We start from the raw sequence: 21,708 nt of genomic DNA, 5'->3' as shown, positions 1-21,708 counted from the left end.
GGCCAAATGGTTAACTACTGTTTAAAAACAAACAGTTAATATAAAAAAGTAGCGAACATAAAAAAGCCAGATGCGTAGTTATACTCATCTGGCTTTTTCTATTTTCATCCGGTCACTTTGTTATTTTTTCTTCGCCCTTGGGTGGGCTTTGTCATACGCTTGAGCAAGATGTTGAAAATCTAAATGGGTGTATATTTGAGTCGTAGAAATATTTTGATGGCCCAGTAACTCTTGTACTGCACGTAAATTACCACTCGATTCAAGCATGTGTGTAGCAAAAGAGTGACGCAATTTATGCGGGCTAATATGACTATTTACCCCTTGCTTCATTCCCCATTCCGCCATTCGTTTTTGCACATTTCGATGCGAAATACGAACGCCCAATTTAGAGACAAATAACCCTTTTTCTTCCGGTTTTGCCAATTGGTTTCGTACTTGTAGCCAATGACCTAACCACTCTTTCGCCTGACCAGAAAACGGAACTTTACGCTCTTTATCCCCTTTACCGATGACGCGCAGTTCGCCTTGACGTAATTGAATATCACGAACGTCAATCCCGACGAGTTCAGCCAAACGTAAACCTGCACCATACATCAACTCCATCATCGCTCGGTCTCGAATTGATAATGGGTCATCTCCATTTACTTCTAGTAATTGCCCCATTTCATCCACATCAATATTTTTCGGTAATGGACGAGATTTACGAGGCGCAGATACCCCTTTAGCAGGATTTGCCGTTAATACGTTACGGAATACAAGAAAATCAAAAAAACTGCGTAATGAAGATAATCGAGTCGATAGACTGCTCGCTTTTAACCCTGAGCGCATCCCTTTACTGGTAATTTGGCGAACCCAGCCCGCATCAACATCTTGCCAAGACTCCACACCAAGTTCGACTAATTGCTCTGCGATGGTAGTGAGTTGGCGCTTATAGCTACGCTGAGTATAAATACTTAAGCCTTTTTCATTACGTAAGAATTCATAAAAAGCATCAAGGTGTTTTGAATATTGAAGTGGAAGTGCATCACTCATGAGAAGTTTTCGACCATTGCATTAATAAATAATGGAACACACTAACCAGCTGTTCTAAAAATAGCGTATCCATATTCGGTTCAAAGTGCCCGCCATCACGACTAGCAAATGCCATGATCCCAACAGGCTTAGATTGCCCTAATGGAAGAATAGCAAATGAACCCAATTGGGTACTTGATTGGTTTAGCCCATCATAGGCCAATAAGTTATCACGCTCAGCTTGACGCAAGCGTCCTAAATAGGCGGAATGCCCATTCAAAAACTTTTTGGTGAAATTATCGAGTGCGATTTTATTAATATTATATTTAGGGTGAGAGTGATCAATAATTTTAATGTGCGCAGTTAAATTAAGAGACAGTGCTTTTTGTTCAATGATTTTTGCCGCTTGAGAAAACCCCTCGCAAGCCAACAGTTGTTTTTGTACATTTGAAAAATCATGAAATAAACGATCATTCTTTGCTGCAAGCGACATGAGCTGAGTAATTTCTTCTTCTAAATCACCAATGCGCTCACGTAATTTACTGACTTGCACTTCAACCAAAGAAACCACGCCTCGTTCAGGCGTGTCTACTTTTATTCGTCCAAGTAATTCTGGATGCTGCTGAAAAAAATCAGGATGGTCCATCAAAAATTGAGCCACAATATCTTCAGTTAGCTGAGTGGATTGCGGCTCGATTGGTGTTACGCCATTCATATAGATAATTGACCATCATAAACATGTGTTGCGGGACCGGTCATAAACAATGGGTAACCTGGGCCTTTCCATGAAATTTGTAAATAACCACCAGGTAAAGATACCTTAACGTCTTCCCCTAATAGTTCTTGCATGATACCGACAGCAACCGCACCACACGCGCCACTTCCACACGCTTGAGTTTCACCAGCGCCGCGTTCATAAACACGTAATTTCACTTCATTTGGTGACACGATTTCCATAAAGCCAGCATTCACACGCTCAGGAAAACGCTCATGACCTTCCACTAACGGGCCGTATTTATCAACGTCATAATTATCAACATCATCCACGACAGTGACACAATGTGGGTTGCCCATACTAACGACACCACAAAACAGTGTTTTATCATCGGCACGTAGTAAATACGTTTTCTCAGCTTGTGTTGCTTTAAATGGAATTTTATTTGGTTCAAATACAGGTTCACCCATGTTCACTGTAATTTGATCATCATCTTCCACTTTTAACGTCATTTTGCCTTTTTTAGTACTAACCGAAATACTGATTTTATTGGTTAGGCCTTTCATTCTGACGAAACGTGCAAAACAGCGAGCGCCATTACCACATTGCTCTACTTCTGTGCCATCAGAGTTAAAAATACGGTAGTGAAAATCAGTTTCAGGATCATAGGGAGCTTCAACCACCAATAGCTGATCAAAACCAATACCACGATTACGATCCGCTAGGCGACGAATTAAATCTGGTGAAAAGAAAATATTTTGAGTTAAGCAGTCAACCACCATAAAGTCATTGCCAAGCCCGTGCATTTTAGAAAAATGAAAGTGCATAGTTGTTCTTCTTTTTTATATTTTAGGTTGAATACCAAAAGAGCAAGTAACGTTAAGCTGCTTGCTCTTTAATTTAAGTTAGTTTGGTAAGATGGATTCTAGTTCCCATAAAGAACTTAACTCTTCTCGTTTACGAACAAGATGAACTTGGTCCCCATCGACCATTATTTCTGCTGCGCGAGTGCGCGTATTATAGTTTGATGACATAACAAAACCATAGGCTCCAGATGAACGAACTGCAAGCAAGTCATCAGCTTCGAGAACTAGATCACGATCTTTACCTAAGAAGTCACCGGTTTCGCAAATAGGCCCAACTAAATCATAGCTTTGCGCTTCACCTTCACGAGGTGCCACTGGCACGATATCTTGCCACGCTTGATATAATGCAGGACGCATCAAGTCATTCATTGCCGCATCAATAATGGCAAAGTTTTTATGCTCTGTGTGCTTCAAGAATTCAACTTTAGTGACCAAGATACCGGCATTTGCTGCAATTGCACGACCCGGTTCAAAAATCAATTCAAGATCTTCACGACCCACTAAACGACTTAATAACGCCGTTGCGTATTCTGATGGTTGCGGTGGTAATTCATCACGATAAACCACTCCTAAACCACCACCCACATCAAGGTGACGAATATTGACACCTTGTGCTTTTAAGTCATCAATCAAGGCAAGAAGACGATCAGTGGCATCAATGAATGGCGTAATATCCGTTAACTGAGAACCGATATGACAATCAATACCTTGGATATCTAAGTTCGATAGGGTTTGTGCAAATTTGTATACTTCAGGTGCACGATCAAACGCGATACCAAATTTATTATCACGCAAACCCGTTGAAATATATGGGTGTGTTTTTGCATCGACATCAGGATTAATTCGCAATGATATAGGTGCAACAACACCCATTTCAGCAGCCACGGTATTTAAGCGTTCAAGCTCTGGTTCCGACTCAACATTAAAACATTTAATATTAAGTTCTAATGCACGACGCATTTCCACAGCCGTTTTACCAACGCCAGAAAACACCACTTTTGTCGGATCGCCACCAGCGGCTACAACACGCTCAAGTTCACCTTGAGACACAATATCAAAGCCTGAACCTAAACGGGCAAGTGCATTTAACACACCGATATTTGAGTTCGCTTTTACGGCGTAACACACAAGATGAGGTTGTTCACCTACCGAGCTATCAAATGCATTCCAGTGGCGCTCTAATGTCGCGCGAGAATATACATATAATGGCGTGCCATACTGCTCTGCTAATTGTGCAACCGGTAACTCTTCAGCCCAAAGTTGTCCATCATCCTTATAATTGAAATAATCCAATGTCGTCTTCCTTGTCTAGTTCAGTGCTTATTAGTCAGTGATTATTAAATACACTGACTACAAATAAATTATTCTGCTACTTCTGTTTTTGGTGCGTCATCTGCAGGCATGTACAACGAACCCGTTTGACCACAACCTGCCAGTGTTAAGGCACTCAATAGCATTAACGCCATCACTCTTTTTTGCATAAGATTTTACCATTAGTGTTAATATCTGGTTATGCTCTCTATAATCGCACCACAGCCAAGAAAAGCAATAGGATAAATAAGATGAATAACACTGAATTTCACGAGTTAGTCGATGCAAAACTGCAATTAATCGAAGATATGATTGATGAATCTGGTGCCGATATTGAGCCAGTAATCACGGGTAACGTTTTAACACTAGAATTTGAAAACCGCAGCCAAGTCGTGATCAACAAACAAGAACCAATGCACGAGATCTGGTTAGCGTCAAAATCTGGCGGCTTCCACTTCGCTTATACTGATGAGAAATGGACATGCTCTAAAACAGGCATGGAATTTATCGAAATGGTAAAAGAAGAGTGCCAAAAGCACGCAGATGAAGATATTGAGTGGGCTTAACCATTAATGTATTTCAAGCTCCCTTGATTCATTCAAAGGAGCTTATTCGCCTCTTCCCAATACAAAATATCAATATCTTGCTACGTTAAAAAAATCGTTTCTAATTATTCTCAACAAAGGAGTGCTGATGAATAAGACACACGCCCTACTTAAAATAAGTGCTTCTGCACTACTCGCGTTCTCTCTTTCTGGTTGTTCAGTAAGCCCAAATTACGACAAATCGGTCGGTGAAAAAAACTCACTGGTTATTGAGCAACAAATGGGGTTATACAACAATGAATCACTCGATCAATACGTAAAACAAGTCGGGGCTCGTTTAGTTTCTAATCTTGACTCTCCTCAATTTGATTTTAAATTTGAAGTCGTTGATGATCCTGTACCCAATGCATTCGCACTGCCAGGAGGATATATTTATATCTCTCGTGGCTTATTAAATCTGATGAACAGCGAAGATGAACTCGCTTGCGTATTAGCCCATGAAATTATTCATGTAACGGAAAGGCATTCAATACAGCAAATGAAACGCAGCATTCTGCCTGGGATAACCCAATTGCCCGGCAACATTGTCGGAAGTGTCATCAATGAAGATTTAGGCAATTTAATTAATACTCCCTTCGCTTTTAGCAGTAGCCTTTTAATGGCGAATTACAGCCGTTCTCACGAAACAGAATCTGATGATCTCGGTGTCGCATTAGCCGCAAAGGCGGGTTATGACCCAATGGCAATGGGCGTAATTTTAACGCGTCTAAATCACGCGGTAGAGTTTGAAACACAAAAAGAAACAGAAAAAAGCTACTTTGATAGCCACCCTTACACTCCGGAACGCGTAAGCCATGTTGATCACTCTGCTAGTATATTAACTGCCGCTTCATTGCCGCCTATTCATTCTAACTTTCTTAATTACCTCAATGGGTTAGTTGTTGGTAACAATCCAGAAAACGGTACATTTACTGATTCTCTTTTCTTGCAGCCTACGATGGGCTTCACCATTAATTTCCCTAAAGATTGGCAAACGGTTAACCAACCTCAAGTCGTTGCTGCCATTAATGACACGCAAGATGGATTCGTTGCTCTCTCTGTTTCTGAGCCAGAATATACCGCAGAACAAACCGCGCATCGATTCAGTCAATATTTAGAACAAAAATACAATTACGCAGCTCAAGTCAACACCATCGATTTACCGTGGGGAGCAAGCATGTATAACGTGCAATTGATTGATGATAGTGCGGATAAAAAGGCATTTATCAATCAATATTGGTTAGATTTTAATGACATGACTTATCAGGTTTTAACGTTAAGTACTGATAATAATAAAGATGAAATAACGTCATCTGCGACATCACTGCAACCGATAACCAACCAGCAAATTGCGACTATCACTCAGCAAGAAATAAGGGTTGTAACCGCTCGTAATGGTGAGAACTTAAATACATTAACCAAACGTAATGACTCCCAGTTATCGGCTGAAGGGGTTGCGGTATGGAATGGTTTAAAAGGAAATGCGCCATTACAACAAGATCAAAAAGTAAAAATCGTCGTCACTCAACCTTATAAAAAATAATACCAATCACAGTAAGTCAGTGACCAGAAATAGCGAAGGAAAAATGCTTGAAAACAAGGCGGAGTTTTCTGATAAGTAGTTATTCTACAATCAAAAATTCCAACGCAGTTATCGAGCATTTTAACAAGCTAGGATGAACAATTATTTACTACGATTGGTATAAATATATCGATATAAAAAAAGGGCCTCAATATCATATTGAGACCCTTTTATTTTTCGTTGTTATAACGGCTTAATTACGCACCAATACCCGCATGACGTAACATGGCATCCACTTGTGGCTCACGACCACGGAAGCGTTTGAATAACTCCATAGGCTCTTCACTGCCACCCATTTCAAGAATATTATTCAAGAAACTTTGGCCTGTTTCTGTATTAAAAATGCCTTCTTCTTCAAAACGCGAGAACGCATCTGCTGATAATACTTCTGCCCATAGGTAGCTGTAATAACCCGCACCATAACCGCCTGCAAAAATATGACTAAAGCTATGAGAGAAACGGTTCCACTCAACACTTGGTAATACCGCTACTTTCGCTTTTACTTCAGCTAGCGTTTCTAATACTTTTGCACCTAGATCAGGATCGTAGTTTGTGTGCAAAGTGAAGTCGAACATGCCAAATTCTAACTGACGCAAAATAAACATCGCTGATTGGAAGTTTTTTGCCGCCAGCATTTTATCTAGCATCTCTTTTGGTAGCGGCTCACTCGTTTCATAGTGACCAGAAATAAACGCCAACGCTTCTTCTTCATAACACCAGTTTTCTAAAAACTGACTTGGCAATTCAACCGCATCCCAAGGCACGCCATTGATACCAGACACTGACGCCACATCAATTTGCGTTAGCATGTGGTGAATACCGTGACCAAATTCGTGGAATAAAGTAACCACTTCATCATGAGTAAATAGTGCTGGCTTACCACCAACAGGCTTACTGAAGTTACACGTTAGGTACGCCACTGGCGTTTGCAGTTCGCCATTTTCAGTTAAACGACGAACACGACATTCATCCATCCATGCGCCACCACGTTTGTGTTCACGCGCGTATAAATCTAAATAGAAGCTGCCACGTAAGGTGTTGGTTGAATCGAAGATATCAAAGAAACGCACTGATTCATGCCATACATCAACGCCTTCACGCTCTACCACTGTCATACCAAACACACGATTTAATACTTCAAATAGGCCAGAGACGGCTTTTGATTCTGGGAAGTAAGGGCGTAGCTCTTCATCAGATATTTGATATAGCTTTTGTTTTAATTTTTCAGAGTAATACGTTACATCCCACAGATCCAACTCATCAATATCAAATTCTTCTTTTACAAAGGCTTTTAGCTCTTGTACTTCACGCTCACCTTGTGGTTTCGCTTTCGCTGCTAAGTCATTTAAAAAACCAAGCACTTGCGTTGGGCTTTCCGCCATTTTGGTTGCTAATGATTTTTCACTGTACGAAGAGAAACCCAGTAGGCGTGATACTTCATGACGAAGTTGCAGCTCTTCAGAAATTAAATCGGTGTTATCCCACTTTCCTGCATTTGGACCGCGATCCGATGCGCGAGTCACGAACGCTTCGTAAATTTCACGACGCAGTGGTTTATTATCAGCATAAGTCATTACTGGAATGTACGATGGCATTTCTAGTGTCAGTAACCAACCGTCCAACTCTTTTGCTTCGGCTGCGGCTTTTGCGGCGGCCATTGCAGATTCTGGCAAACCTGATAATTCCGCTTCATCGGTAATGTGTTTTGACCAACCCATGGTTGCATCAAGTACATTGTTGCTGAAGTTTGAGCTTAATTCTGACGTACGCTTACTGATATCACCGTAGCGTTTTTGTTGATCCGCCGGTAAGCCAATGCCTGATAATTCAAAATCACGCAGCTCATCAACAATTGTTTTTTGTTGAGCTTGAGACAGCGTTGCAAACGCGTCACTCTGTTTAATTGATTTATACGCCTCGTACAGTCCTTTATTTTGACCAACCCATGTTCCGTACTCAGATAACGCAGGTAAACACGCTTCATACGCTTCACGCAATGCTTCACTGTTTTGCACTGAGTTCAAATGGCTCACTGGTGACCAAATGCGACTTAGGCGGTCATCGGTTTCTGCTAGAGGGATAATAATGCTCTCCCAACTTGGCGCAGCATCAGAGGCTAATACTTCTTCCACTTTAGCGCGACAATCTGCAATGGCTTGTTCTACCGCAGACTGAATGTGTTCAGGCTTAATTTGAGAAAACAGTGGTAAATCAGTAAAGGTAAGTAACGGATTAGACATATTCATTCCTTTTCTATTTTTCATTTTTAGGATCGGCTTATCCCTTAAAGATGGTGCTTAATGGATAAAATTTCAATGGCTGATGCAAGAGTACACACATTGAGCTATAAACTTGGGTATAATCATAAGATTCCAATAGTGAGAGTTCATCCATGCTAAGTTATCGTCACAGTTTTCATGCAGGCAACCATGCCGATGTAGTTAAACACATTGTTCAAAGCCTTATCCTTAATTCATTAACTCAAAAAGATAAGCCATTTGTTTATCACGACACCCATTCAGGGGTTGGCCGTTACGATTTAACGCATGAATGGTCTGAAAAAACAGGTGAATACAAACAAGGTATCGAACGTATTTGGGATAAAACAGACATTCCAGAAGAAATTACCAGCTACCTTGATGCCGTAAAAGCATTAAACGAAGACGGTGAATTACGCTATTACCCAGGTTCTCCATGTGTTGGTCGCGCGCATATCCGTTGCTATGACCGCATGGTATTAACCGAACTTCACCCATCAGATTACCCATTACTTGAACAAGAATTTGATCGTGATCGCCAAGTGTCTATTTATAAAGAAGACGGCTTTGCACGATTAAAAGCAAGTCTTCCACCAAGAGAGCGCAGAGGATTAGTCTTAATCGACCCACCTTATGAGCTTGCAAAAGAATACTACGACGTAGTTAACGCCATTGGCCAAAGCCACAAGCGTTGGGCTACAGGTATTTATGCGATTTGGTATCCTGTGGTTAATCGTTGTGACATCGACGATATGATCAAAGGCCTTAAAAAATTAGATATCCGTAACATTCTGCAAATTGAGTTAGGTGTTTCTGCGGATACTAACGAGCGTGGCATGACCGCATCTGGCATGATCGTCATTAATCCACCGTGGAAATTAGAAAGCCAAATGAATACGATTTTGCCTTTCTTAAAAGAAGCAATTGCACCTGCAACTGGTCACTTTAAAGTAGAGTGGATTGTTCCAGAATAAAAAAATAAGGGTTCAGGCCGGTCGCAAGCTCCCTTAAAGGATTCAGGAAAAAAGATAGCATTTGCTCAGTTTTATCTCCTTCCTGAAACCTGCAAGCGAAGCGATCTGAATTCTCATCGCTTTTGAAACCTCGTAGGCCTTGAAAAAGAAAAATTTGGTCGCATTTCATACATAGTATGTAATAAGAATTAAAAAATTATTGGAGAGAAAGTAATGGCTACGCATTTTGATTATATCTGTATCGGTGGTGGTTCTGGCGGTATCGCATCAGCAAACCGTGCGGCTATGCACGGCGCAAAAGTTGCTCTTATTGAAGCGCAAGAGCTTGGCGGCACGTGTGTAAACGTGGGCTGTGTTCCTAAAAAAGTAATGTGGCACGGTGCTCAAGTTGCTGAAGCGATTAATTTATACGCTGAAGATTACGGCTTTGATGTTGAACTGAAAAAATTCAATTGGAGCAAAATGGTTGAAAACCGCCAAGCGTACATTGGTCGTATTCACGAATCTTACGATCGCGTTCTTGGTAACAATAAAATAAACGTAATTAAAGGCTTCGCTAAGTTTGTTGATGCAAACACTGTTGAAGTAAATGGCGAACATTACACAGCCGATCATATTCTTATTGCTGTTGGTGGTCGTCCAACCATCCCTAATGTCCCAGGTGCAGAATACGGTATTGATTCAAATGGTTTCTTTGAGATCACTGAACAACCAAAACGCGTTGCGATTATTGGTGCTGGTTACATTGCGGTAGAGATTGCTGGCGTTCTTCACTCTCTAGGCACAGAAACTCATTTATTCGTTCGTAAAGAATCTCCACTACGTAGCTTTGACCCAATGATCATCGATACGTTAGTTGAAGTAATGAACACAGAAGGCCCAACCCTTCATACTCATTCTGTACCAAAAGAAGTAGTAAAAGAAGCCGATGGCAGCCTAACGCTTCACCTAGAAAACGGTGAAAGCCAAAACGTTGATACCCTAATTTGGGCGATTGGTCGTCACCCAGCGACTGATGCTATCAACCTAGAAAAAACAGGCGTTGCTACTAACGATCGCGGTTACATCAAAGTTGATGAATACCAATCAACTAACGTAAAAGGCATCTACTGTGTTGGCGACATCATGGAAGGTGGCATCGAGCTAACACCTATCGCAGTTAAAGCGGGTCGTTTATTGTCTGAGCGTCTATTCAACGGTCAAACAAACGCAAAAATGGACTACACATTAGTTCCTACGGTTGTGTTTAGTCACCCACCGATTGGTACGATTGGTCTTACTGAACAAGAAGCTGATGAGCAATACGGCAAAGACAACGTAAAAGTGTACACATCAGGCTTCACGGCTATGTACACCGCCGTTACTAAGCATCGTCAACCTTGTAAAATGAAACTGGTTTGTGCGGGCGAAGATGAAAAAGTGGTTGGCCTACACGGTATCGGTTTCACCGTTGATGAAATGATCCAAGGTTTTGCAGTAGCAATGAAGATGGGCGCAACTAAGGCTGATTTCGATGCCGTTGTGGCTATCCACCCAACAGGTTCTGAAGAATTTGTAACGATGAGATAGTCTATTTTTAGACTGTTTTAACGATAAAAACGCCGCCAATAGTTAATATTGGCGGCGTTTTTGTTCTCTAATTTGTATTTAAATTTAATGCGAGTGATGATGATGACCACAACCACAAGTCGGTGCAGCGATCACACTTTGTAGGGGATGAAACTCCATTTTTTCTTGCAGAGCTTCTGGTGTTAGTGAATTAATTAACTGCATGTTTTCCATATTTACGACATCTACATCGCTTAATGCACGTTGCGCTTTGGTCACTTCAATGAATTGACAGCTCAATGCTTCTGGCAACGTAAACTCACGAATCGCACACAATAAATTGGTTGCAGTATCTACCGCTATCATAGAAACAGATAGAGCTTTATCTTCTGTCAGTGTGAAGTAATCTTCAGGAATAGCGGCTGAGTTTAATTGCATTTCAAATGCTAGATCACCAAAACTAACCACAACCAAACAACCCCCATTATCAGAGGTAATGACACCAAGTTGCGCACCGGTTTGGCCTAACATCGCTTGTTCATCAGCGGTGATATTAGCAAGACCGACATAAAGCATATTTGGTAAGTCATTACGGAACAACTCAAGCATTGCGCCATCACCTTCTTGGAACGGGTGATCTGTAAACGTTTGTCCAACTTGAAATTGCGGAGTGTTGTGTTCAGCCATAATGATTACCTTCTATGCATTAACTCGATTTGATGAGACTAAGTGTAAGCTTTATTTGAAAAATGACTATCCCAGTAAAAAGAAAATGACTATTACGTTAGTGTAATAATGAAAGTAACACTCTAAAAATAAAGAAGTTATTCTACCCCTCAACTTTCATACAATATAGCCACCTTTAAATTGACTTACAGGCCTAAACATATAGAATGCGCCAAATTTATAAATATGCATTCCCCCAATGAATAAGTCAGCCTCTCGACTAACCACTCTCCTTATTGGATTATTAAGCACATATACTTATGCAAATGACATAGGCCATCTTTACTTTGGTGCCGATCTTAGCATCAGTAATGAAACCAAATTAGATGGATTTTCAAGTCCCCTTAATGAAACATCAGAGATTGGTTATAACGCCCATGTAGGTTACCTCTTTAATATACATAAGCTGGTCAAGTTAGGCATTGAAGCTGAATATCGACAACTTGGGGAAAATAACTATTTACATGAAATGATTGTCGAAAGTTCAGCGGTCTTTGTAAATCTAAAACCTAAATTTGTTAATTCAGAGACTCTACTTTATTCGGCTATATTATTAGGTGTTGGCAAAGTAGATTCTAATTTTAAAACCTATGACGCTGAAGTAAGCCACGTTAATACAGGGTTTCAGTATGGCATTGAAGTTGGTTATGATTTTAAATCAGGACTTTCTACCTACCTAGGCTATAAAGAACTAAAAACCGATATAGAACACATTGAATTAATTAGCACAGGTACTTATGCAGGAATGAGCTACTCATTTTAATATTATAATAAGAATATACACATGGCACTAGGTAGCACTACAACTGAAATTTTCTATCAGTTAATGGATTATAATCCTGCACAAAAGCAGGATTATTTACAGCAACTTAAAATCACAAACCTTGCACTATACCAAGAGATATTACCTCTTCTTGAGCATGAAGAATCCGATCAAATTGCTGAACTGTTTCAATTTACCATCCAAAAAACAGATCTTAATGATTGGGATTTTAGCCATCAAATAATTGATAAATACAAACTTACTAATGAATTGGGTCGTGGCGGTATGGGAGTGGTTTATTCTGCGCATCGTGCAGATGATACCTTCGAGCAAGAATTAGCTATTAAATTCATTCAGCCTATATTAAATAACGTATTAAGTAAGCACGCTCTTTTTGAAGAAGCGCAATTATTAGCTCGCCTGAATCATCCTTACATTGCCAAAGTGTTTGATGGTGGGCGATATGAAGAATACGTTTATGTGGTCATGGAAAAAATTCATGGCCACACCTTAGATAGTTATCTTATTAGCGAAGCGCCCTCAAAAAAACAAAAATTGGTGCTTTTTCAACATATTTGTGAAGCGATTGAACATGCTCATCAACATCAAGTATTACACGCGGATTTAAAGCCTGAAAATATTTTAATTGATGGACAACGAACACCAAAATTAATCGATTTTAATTTAACGCAAAAAGTTCAACATCAAGTGAGTACGAACATGAATGTACTTGCTTACAGTAAGGAATACGCTAGTCCAGAACAAAAAGCAGGTGACTATTTAACACAACAGAGTGACATTTACTCAATGGGTAAAATTTTAACCTTGTTGTTTCCGAATGAAATGCCTAATTCTGACATTTTTGCCGTACAACAAAAATCAACCCAAACCGAGCCAAGCGAACGCTATATTTCTGTACTTGAACTGCGTCAAGAGATAACCCGAATAATAGAATATCGGCCACTAACAAGTAAAAAAAACACGCCATTGTATACATTACGCTGCTTGATAAAACGTCGACCATTACAATCATTATTGGCAAGTGCATTAATCATATTAAGCCTCAGTTTTTCTATTGTATTGGTCTTACAAAACCAAAAATTAGAACAAGAAAAACAAATTGCAGAAAATATGATGTATGAAGTGACTCGTTTACTGTTTCATGCGAAAGGAACAAGATCGGCGCAAGTTACTGTAGGGTCAATCTTAGAGCTGACTCGTCGCCGAATTCTTTCAAATCCCGACTTACCGACCCATATCAAACAAAAAATGTTGTTGGCGATGATGACTCCTGCACCCAAAAGATCCATAGAAAATAGCCAAACCAAACCACATAATGCGTCATATTTAGAAGAATAAACCATGAAAAAAATGAAATGGATTCCACTTATACTATTAAGTATCACGACTGTCAGTCACGCCAATTCGGAAGTAAAAACGGGCTTTTTTATTGACTCCCCTGTTACTGGGCTCTATTACGAAACCAGTTCAAATCTCTCAGGTGTCACTAATAAAGGCGCTTTTGATTACCGCTCGGGTGATGTGGTGCATTTTTTCCTTGGTAAGAATAATTCTGGTTATTTAATTAGTACACTGTCTGCTCAAGAGGTGATCACCCCAACCCTAGCTAGCACGACACCAAGTAAAAGCATCAACCTTACCCGTTTATTGCTCTCATTAGACAGCACACCAAATAACCGTGACGAGATCATCTTAGCTAGCCAAGCCTTATCCGATACCGCATTTCAACAACAATTAAAAAATATTGATCTCTCTACGCTTGACCAGTCTGCACAACAATTAGATTTAGACCTCGTTTCTATCAAAGACGCGGTACATCACCTTAATCAAAGTCAAAGCTATATTGAAAAAAACTTCACCTCTAACGAAGTGATTTATCGCCCTTTAAATAAGCAGTTAGTCTCTGTTTATATTCAAAAACAAGACTGGAGAGGCCGTCGTTGCTATTACGACTTAAAATACAAAGATCACCCTAAATACTCACCACCATTAGGAAGAATAGAGTATTCGATCGGGACAGAATACCTCACACAATATCCAAGTATTGGAGATTACTTTAAAGGTTGTCAGTTAATAAAAGAAAAAGCCTTATCTTATGATCAAATCCCAATCCAAAAAGCTTTAGGTTGGGGAGGCCTTATTGCTTGTTCCGTCTCAGGTTGCACTCGTAGCGACCTGAATGGATTTAGTGTTGAGAATCGCCAAGATGAAGACAGTTGGAAGTATCGTTCTGTTGCTATGAACTTTGATCCTGAAACCCAACTATACATGAGTAAAACACAAGGATTAGGAAAGAATGAACATATTCAATACCTAAATAAAGGTGAGTCATTTGGTTTTGTTTATGAAAAGACAAAAGGAAGTACTATCGCCTTCGAAGGTGTTTGGCAGCAGACTCAATATGAAGGAGAAAAAATAACGCAATCTTGTCTACTGATTGAAAATAAAAGAATACTGACCACCCAATCAAAAAAAGAAATTTGTTCTACGAATAAAACGTCATATACAAACGACGTAACCGAGCGGTATGGGGATATGTGGTGGGTACAAAACCCAGAACCTTATGCCGAATTAGAACAAATGAATTTACTTGTTCGTTGGCATGAAAAAGGAAAAAAACCACAGTACACCTCCTGGGAATACCTTCCTGCCGGTGCGACATGGGATAAAGGCTTACTTTATCGCTACCAACAAGAGAAGCACAGATACCCTAATGGGTCAGAAGAGATGAATACTTTCCGGATCTCCGAGTTTAGAAAAATAACAGGACGAACATAATGACAAACTCATCAGAATTAACTCAAATAATTCATCAATGGCAATCAGGTAATAAAGGGGCAGAAAACCAATTATATCAATTTGCTTATCTACACCTACGCCACATTGCCAAAGAAGAACGTTTACGTATTGCTGAAAAATACGGTGACAATAATAATGTAATCAATGACAGCATGAACAGCACCACCGCTTTAATTCATGATGCTTACATCAAGTTGTCTCATTCTGACCTGGAAGATATAAGCTCAAAGCGTGAGTTTTTTCTCATGGCCGCTAAAATTATGCGTCAAATTCTGATCGATAATGCGCGCACTTTACAAGCAAAAAAACGCCAAAAGACCACCACTATAGAACAAGATAATGACCGTTTTGAGTTATTTGTCATCATGGATAAAGTGCTAGATACCTTTAGTGTTCGATATCCTCGTCAATCGAATGTCATCAAACTCAAATATTTAATGGGCTTACAAAACAAAGAAATTTGTTCACTCTTAGAGTGTAGCGCCAGTTTGATTGAAAAGGACCTCAAATTCTCTCGTTGTTGGTTACAGTCAAGAATGGCATAAACCCATTACTTTTCTCTTGTCGCCCCTCTTACTTTTTAGGTCTTTAAAATGGCTGTTCGTTTTTCATTATCGTCTATCTATTGGGTTAGTTTTGCCATTATTTCACTCACAAGCGGCTGTTTTTTTTATATGGATCCGACGTCAAGCACAGAAAAAAAACAAACGACCAATACAATTAAAAACGAAGAGAATCATACAGATAAAACAAAAACAACCAACTGGCCTATGATAGGCCAAATGCATTCAAGCTCTGATGGGATAATTACAAAAAAGAAAGAACAACAAACATCAATACTACTGCCTATAGCTATCTCTACAAATAAAAACAATGAGGCAGAGGTGCCTCTAGCCTCGTTTTTAAGTGATGCTCACTCATCAATTGCATTCTCAACACCATTAGAAAATAAACAATTTTTTTCACAGAAAAATCAAAAACCAGAGATAAATAAAAATATACAACAACGCCTTCAAGAACACTTAAACCATTGGGAGTTCACTGAATCAACACCTGTGAATTATGTATTTAATTTTCACGGATTATTTATCGATGCTGAGAGCGACTTTATAACTACTCGTGTGACTTTTTTCTCTGAGGGCTTACGTCTCAAAAACCGAGGGGCGCTGCTCATTACTGGAATACCAAAACCAAGTGAGCAGCCAAGCACACTTATTATCTCCGCCAGAGATGAGCAACATGGCGATAATGAAGACGCTTGGGTGCACGCTAGTTTTGATCTTCCAACACTCGGTGACGCTCCAATCACAGAGAAAAAACATCCTCTCTTAGACCAAATATGGTACCGATTAGAAAGTAGTTATCTCTTTTTAGATGAAGGATTTGAGTATGAGACGGTTTATTGTGAAGCCTTTAAATTTATCAATGACCAAGCCTATTATGCCAAAAGTACAACTAAGCAAACCTGCCCTGATGATGCGCAATTACAGCAAATTGGTACCTATCATTTAGAAGGTCAGACGTTGGTTGTGATCAGTAATCGATCGGTATTTGATACCAATCTAATTTGGGATATCAAACATTCATACCTCTCAACAAAGGGGAAAGGAGAGAGCCACTTAGCCACCGTGTCCAGCGGTAAACATGTTGAGACATATACGCTATTAAAAGACAAAACAGCAATGGAGAGTCGTTTAAATATCACTACCGGGCAGGAGCAATATCAAATGGAAAAATTTGAATACCTCTTACCTGTACGGAATAGCCAGGATGCAACCATACAAAATAAATACACTTATTTACCGGTAACCGCTGGCATTTACATTTTTGATAATAGGAAAATTGATTCACTTTATTATCAATCTGATTCGGATTTAAACATTAACTCTCAAACCCATGATATGCGATGCGAAGACATCACCTATTTTTATCAAAGCTCCACGATGGGTGGCCCAGGTGAATTCAGTGAGATCATTTCCACATCCTTAGATGACCGCAATGGCAGTCCGATTGAATGTGAAATGAGAACTGACACGAGCATCAATAAGACATTTGTTTATCTCGATTTAGATTACGATGACTACCATGAATTTGTAGAAGGAGAAGTCTACAGCTACGTTCTCAAGCCAAAACCTGAATACGCTCATATGGTGGAAGAGCTTAAATTAAATTTGATTTATCACGACCCAAATAAATAAGACTAATAATAGAGACACTCATGATAAAAAAACGCATTCTTTCCGTTACTATTCTTTTCGCCTTAACAGGGTGTAACGATGACCTATTGCTTGATACTGCACATCAAACCGTGCCAGCAATGCCAAACGCCATTATTTTTGATGATATAAACCATGATGGCATGCAAAGCACGGATTCAGAGCCAACACTAACCACAACGGACATGAAAGGTAAATTTCGCTTACCGTCAACCACCAAGCTAACGGGAGATCTCGCCGTTAAATCGCAAGATAATACGTTGGTTTTACGCACCCCTAACAACGAAAAAATCATCTCATCTCTGACTGATTTAGTGGTAATTGAGATGAATAAAGAGAGAAATCAGGCAAGAACAACCAAAGAAGAAGTGATACTAAAGCAAAACGCAATAAATAAGGTTGAATCAGAATTAGGGATCACAAACACAGAAAAAAGCCCCCTTTTCTCCCACTTTATCAATGAACAAAATACTGTACTCACAGATACCGCAGAGTATTTAACTGCGACTAAAATCAGTGACCCAATAGCCTATGAAAAGAACTCATTACTTATTGCATCAACCGCAAGTCAGTTAGCCAATAATCCTATTAAGTGCAGCATCGCAGAACAAACCTTGAGTGTAACGGCCAAAGGAGAGCGAGTATGTAATGCATCCATAACCATAAACCCTAGTCTTGCGGCCTATTTACAACAAAGTTTACCAAGCCCACTAAAGGGCACCGCTTTTGACGGGTTTGAAGCTTCTCTTTTCGATTTATTTAATAACGATATCGACCTCGGTAACAGCAGTAACGCATCGCCAATCACCCTTTATAGCCCAACCTTATCGGCGACAGGTATTACTGCAAGTATTCTATGGGGTAGCAACCTTAAATTATCACCGACGAACCTAGTTTCAGGTGGAGGAAAACACCTTATCATCTTAACTATGGATGACATTGGGCTTAATTTAGGCACGATTGATAACCCTAAAAATAGCTATGAAACCGTGTCCACGACCAGCGTCACGTTTGAATTAACTATTCTTCAAGATAATAATAACCTCAGTGTTAATATAGAGAAACACGCGCAACTGCAAACTAAGATTAATCAGTGGGATCTCTCTGTTGATGAGCCGTTTCGTACCACCCTACTATTAAACTCATTATTTAATAATCCGACAGATACCTTTAGCCATGTTGAGTTAAAGCGCATTGATATTAGCGGGCTTCAGTCTTTTGATCAAAATACCTCATCAATGACGATTGAGGGCACGCCTTTATATGCGGCCGAAGCAGGAAAAACGCTAATAATTTCTGGTGTAGATAAGCAAGGTGACCATGTAGATGCCATTTTTACGCTTCCAGAAGTTAAATCTAATTACTTACCACCAACAATAACTAACGGTGCCGACCTTGAAGATCGCTTTATTTATATCAAGCCCATAGAATCATTAAGAGATGAATCAGGTAATCACCTTGGAGCTGGTGTGGTGTGTGAGATCCGCTACTTTAACTCTACGGATTCAAGCCTCTATTCTTATGCTCGTATTTTAGAGAGTTATAGCCAATGCCCTGTTTTTTCTGAAAGCACTATCCCAAGTGAAAGTAATGGGTTTGAGAATTATGGTCAATATACGCGAGATCAGCCCTCAAACCGCATTACTTTTGAGCTAGAAGAGGATGGTGAATTTATGACAATAACTTATCAAGCCCAAGAGATAACCATTAATGATGAGTCACATTTACTAATGCATAACAGCGAAAGCATGGGTGATGAAAGCATGTATAGCTTGTATACGGGGTATTTATCAACCGAGATAATTAATTCGTTGCTCGCTAAGCCAGTAGATACTGACGTAACAAGTCAGATTGCTTTTTTAGATAATAACAACCAGCCACAATTATTAAGTGTCACTGCCTCTATGCCATCTCGAGTTGAAGCAGGAGAAGCAGGCAGTGCCGATGCTAATTTAATTTTACATAATATGACATGTGACCAAGCGACCAGTATCTATTCATTTACCGCTGACTATTCCATTATGGGAAATCCAATGATGTGGGACTTAGAGACTACATATGAAGATAAAGGCAGTGATTGCCATGTGGATTTTTCAAGCCAATCACGACTCTCTTCTGCGATTCATACTTTATATGGTGAAGTCAATACACCGTACGCGGCTAAATATGAGGAAATTTCTTTTAGTTTTAATAACTTAAAAGATTAACTTACTGTATTTCATAAAAACACTATAAAGCCCCGATACCATATCGGGGTTTGCTTTTCCCCTTTACCTACCTGCCGATACCTTCTCAATTAACCTTCAATTATCTTAAGAAGAAAATTTTTAATAATTTTTACGGTTTTTTTTCCATTTTCCGTATCTTGAAATCAGAGCCTGCCAAGCGTAAAACACGCGCATAAATAAAAAGTCAATTATATGGCTTATTCATATTATTAAAGATGAGAATTGGCTAGTTCTCGTCTTAAAAGGGATTCTTGAAAATGAAAAAAATAAGTTTACTTGCAGCGTCAGTGGCATTCGCGTTAATGGGCTGTGGTGGTTCAGATGGAGATTCAAATCATAATTCGAATGATGGCTCTACTGGCACAGATACAACAAAAGCACAAAAACCAAGCATTGCAGTACCAACAAAAGGCAAATTTATTGATGCTAAGGTTATTGGATTAGATTACGTTTCTGGTAGTACTTCTGGGCAAACAGATGCAACTGGTGGCTACACGATTGACCCAAGCAATCCTGAAGTGTCTTTCTACCTTGGTGGTCAATACGGTTTATTTGTTGGTTCAGTTTCTGGTCGTCACATCACAACCCCATTTGAAGCAGCAGGCACACATCAACGCGCAGTAAACTTAGCGAGACTGTTACTAACGATTGGTGAAGGGACAAGTACTTTAATTAACTCAGGGCAAGCAGAACTGATTACTGCAATAACGTTACCTACAGATTTCTCTGCTGCCGCTGATAAATTAAAAATAGCAATGCTTGATAATGAAGACTCTCTCCAAGAGATTGCAACTGCTTTAGGTAAAGGACCATTAGTAACAGAAAAAGATGCCACAACACACATGGAAGCATCATTAGCAAATATTGAGCGTGGTTCTGCTGTTAACCTGTCTCATTGGTCTCGTGGTTCAAACTGGACATTTGTAGAACGTAGTTCGTCATTACTAGAAACAGCTGGTAATGATCCTGAAGTATTGTCTTCTGTTATTCATTTAGATACCACTAACGAAGCTGCACAGTTTGATGAAACATCAAGCATGATTCTTACATTAAACCAAGATAATCCGATTATCCGTACGGGCAGTAACGATACCTCAATGAGTGGCAGTGATGCTGCTAAGTATTTAACTTGTATGAAGACCGGCGGTGAATATTCTGAGCGCGAAGTAGAGGGCGAAGTAGAGGGCGAAAAGTACAAAGTTGGGTTCTGTGATGAAGATAGAATTGTAAACATTCACAGTGACTATCAACATTATTCCGACTATAACCAGCATTATCAGTATGATTTTACTAACCCAACAACAATTAAAACAGCAGATGAAAGCATGCCTTGGGCTGACCTAGCAGAAATGGGCGGTGCATTTGAGTGTATGGCAGCAAGTAACTGTTCTGAACAGTCTCTAAGCAAGTTCGAAACAGTGATACGAGACGATAATACCGACGGCTACTATGGCGACGATCCAAAATGGCAAAAAGAAGTGTTATCTGGTTCTTACGACCCTATCACGGATGTTTATACCCAAAGTCGTCGTAAAATAGATCTTGAACCAGTAGCAGAGAATGGCACAATTGAACCTGAGGATGCGGAAACATACGAATATGCGCACATCAGCGAATCTATTGTTTTTCTATATCCAGTAGAAGCACCAGGCCAAGATCGTTATGTTGATTTCATTGGTACATGGGAAGCTCGTGAATTATGTGGTAACGATGTTGCTATTGCTAAAATGACATTCACAACAGCTGGCTTAACAATGACAGGTGAAGAGTGTAATCGTATTGACAGCGTTGAAACAATTTCTAATATGGAAACTGAAACCTACGCATATAAAGATCTACCTAAAGATTTATGGTGGTTTGGTACAAATGCTGCTGGCGACTCAAAAGCAACCCTTGATCAACTAAACAGCACCGTTCGTTGGAATGATAGAGAGCCTGAAGATGATGCAGATAGCATCAAAATCAACCGCTTCACTTACATCCCTGCTGGCGTAAACTGGGATAAAGGCTTGCTGATTCGTGATACGTTAGATTCAAACGGCGATAAATTATCGACCATCACAATGAAGAAGATTTAGTAATTATTAATCTCATTGCATAGCCCTA

At 39.7% G+C, this 21,708-nt stretch carries 18 protein-coding genes; 11 read left to right on the top strand and 7 right to left on the bottom strand.

Annotated features, from left to right (window positions below; genetic code table 11):
• Positions 1-120 precede the first annotated feature (120 nt).
• From xerC to A6E03_RS19800, 5 genes are all read right to left on the bottom strand, one after another.
• Entirely contained in the window at positions 121-1,032 is a 912-nt protein-coding gene (xerC, locus tag A6E03_RS07440) for a tyrosine recombinase XerC (protein ID WP_065593280.1), read from the bottom strand.
• The gene (locus A6E03_RS07435; RefSeq protein WP_065593279.1) at positions 1,025-1,726 is read right to left on the bottom strand and encodes a DUF484 family protein; all 702 of its coding nucleotides are present in this window, start codon (positions 1,724-1,726) and stop codon (positions 1,025-1,027) included. Before A6E03_RS07435 ends, xerC begins: the two co-directional genes overlap by 8 nt.
• Positions 1,723-2,553 carry a diaminopimelate epimerase gene (gene dapF, locus A6E03_RS07430; RefSeq protein ID WP_065600534.1) on the bottom strand — a complete coding sequence of 277 codons (831 nt, stop codon included), beginning with the start codon at positions 2,551-2,553 and terminating at the stop codon, positions 1,723-1,725. Before dapF ends, A6E03_RS07435 begins: the two co-directional genes overlap by 4 nt.
• A 78-nt stretch (positions 2,554-2,631) precedes the next feature.
• Positions 2,632-3,885 (bottom strand): diaminopimelate decarboxylase, encoded by a 1,254-nt coding sequence (lysA, locus tag A6E03_RS07425; protein ID WP_065593277.1) that lies wholly within the window; start codon positions 3,883-3,885, stop codon positions 2,632-2,634.
• 68 nt (positions 3,886-3,953) lie between these two features.
• The gene (locus A6E03_RS19800; RefSeq protein ID WP_080889821.1) at positions 3,954-4,073 is read right to left on the bottom strand and encodes a lipoprotein; all 120 of its coding nucleotides are present in this window, start codon (positions 4,071-4,073) and stop codon (positions 3,954-3,956) included.
• An 81-nt stretch (positions 4,074-4,154) separates the two neighbouring features.
• On the opposite strand from A6E03_RS19800, the gene cyaY reads away from it, so the two are divergent.
• Positions 4,155-4,469 (top strand): iron donor protein CyaY, encoded by a 315-nt coding sequence (cyaY, locus tag A6E03_RS07420; protein WP_065593276.1) that lies wholly within the window; start codon positions 4,155-4,157, stop codon positions 4,467-4,469.
• Positions 4,470-4,596: 127 nt separating this feature from the next.
• The gene (locus A6E03_RS07415; protein ID WP_083201850.1) at positions 4,597-6,030 is read left to right on the top strand and encodes a M48 family metalloprotease; all 1,434 of its coding nucleotides are present in this window, start codon (positions 4,597-4,599) and stop codon (positions 6,028-6,030) included.
• Between the two features lie 236 nt (positions 6,031-6,266).
• On the opposite strand, the gene prlC is transcribed toward A6E03_RS07415, so the two are convergent.
• A complete protein-coding gene (gene prlC / locus A6E03_RS07410) occupies positions 6,267-8,309 on the bottom strand; it encodes an oligopeptidase A (protein ID WP_065600532.1) in 2,043 nt (680 codons plus the stop codon).
• A gap of 152 nt (positions 8,310-8,461) precedes the next feature.
• On the opposite strand from prlC, the gene A6E03_RS07405 reads away from it, so the two are divergent.
• Positions 8,462-9,301 carry a 23S rRNA (adenine(2030)-N(6))-methyltransferase RlmJ gene (locus A6E03_RS07405; protein ID WP_065593273.1) on the top strand — a complete coding sequence of 280 codons (840 nt, stop codon included), beginning with the start codon at positions 8,462-8,464 and terminating at the stop codon, positions 9,299-9,301.
• 213 nt (positions 9,302-9,514) lie between these two features.
• Positions 9,515-10,870, top strand: coding sequence for a glutathione-disulfide reductase (gene gorA / locus A6E03_RS07400; RefSeq protein WP_065600531.1), 1,356 nt, complete (start codon positions 9,515-9,517; stop codon positions 10,868-10,870).
• Between the two features lie 84 nt (positions 10,871-10,954).
• Here the strand turns inward: gorA and A6E03_RS07395 are convergent, their stop codons facing one another.
• A complete protein-coding gene (locus A6E03_RS07395) occupies positions 10,955-11,536 on the bottom strand; it encodes a hypothetical protein (protein WP_065593271.1) in 582 nt (193 codons plus the stop codon).
• A gap of 238 nt (positions 11,537-11,774) precedes the next feature.
• Between A6E03_RS07395 and A6E03_RS07390 the strand changes: the two genes are divergently transcribed.
• The 7 genes from A6E03_RS07390 (at position 11,775) to A6E03_RS07360 (ending at position 21,680) form a co-directional block, all read left to right on the top strand.
• Positions 11,775-12,338, top strand: a complete 564-nt coding sequence (locus tag A6E03_RS07390) for an outer membrane beta-barrel protein (protein ID WP_065593270.1) — start codon at positions 11,775-11,777, stop codon at positions 12,336-12,338.
• A 21-nt stretch (positions 12,339-12,359) separates the two neighbouring features.
• Positions 12,360-13,697 (top strand): serine/threonine-protein kinase, encoded by a 1,338-nt coding sequence (locus A6E03_RS07385; RefSeq protein ID WP_065593269.1) that lies wholly within the window; start codon positions 12,360-12,362, stop codon positions 13,695-13,697.
• Between the two features lie 3 nt (positions 13,698-13,700).
• Entirely contained in the window at positions 13,701-15,137 is a 1,437-nt protein-coding gene (locus A6E03_RS07380; protein WP_065600530.1) for a chromosome partitioning protein ParA, read from the top strand.
• Entirely contained in the window at positions 15,137-15,703 is a 567-nt protein-coding gene (locus tag A6E03_RS07375) for an ECF-type sigma factor (RefSeq protein ID WP_065593267.1), read from the top strand. The genes A6E03_RS07380 and A6E03_RS07375 overlap by 1 nt, the downstream gene beginning before the upstream one ends.
• Before the next feature lie 48 nt (positions 15,704-15,751).
• Positions 15,752-17,356 (top strand): hypothetical protein, encoded by a 1,605-nt coding sequence (locus A6E03_RS07370; RefSeq protein WP_065600529.1) that lies wholly within the window; start codon positions 15,752-15,754, stop codon positions 17,354-17,356.
• A 20-nt stretch (positions 17,357-17,376) separates the two neighbouring features.
• Positions 17,377-19,581 (top strand): hypothetical protein, encoded by a 2,205-nt coding sequence (locus tag A6E03_RS07365; protein ID WP_065600528.1) that lies wholly within the window; start codon positions 17,377-17,379, stop codon positions 19,579-19,581.
• A gap of 278 nt (positions 19,582-19,859) precedes the next feature.
• Positions 19,860-21,680, top strand: a complete 1,821-nt coding sequence (locus A6E03_RS07360; RefSeq protein WP_065600527.1) for a hypothetical protein — start codon at positions 19,860-19,862, stop codon at positions 21,678-21,680.
• Positions 21,681-21,708: the final 28 nt, after the last annotated feature.

Origin of the sequence: Aliivibrio sp. 1S128, from assembly GCF_001691065.1 — a bacterium.
Taxonomy (GTDB): Bacteria; Pseudomonadota; Gammaproteobacteria; order Enterobacterales; family Vibrionaceae; genus Aliivibrio.
The sequence above is the reverse complement of the archived record's forward strand: the minus strand, read 5'-3'. Positions and strand labels throughout refer to the sequence as shown.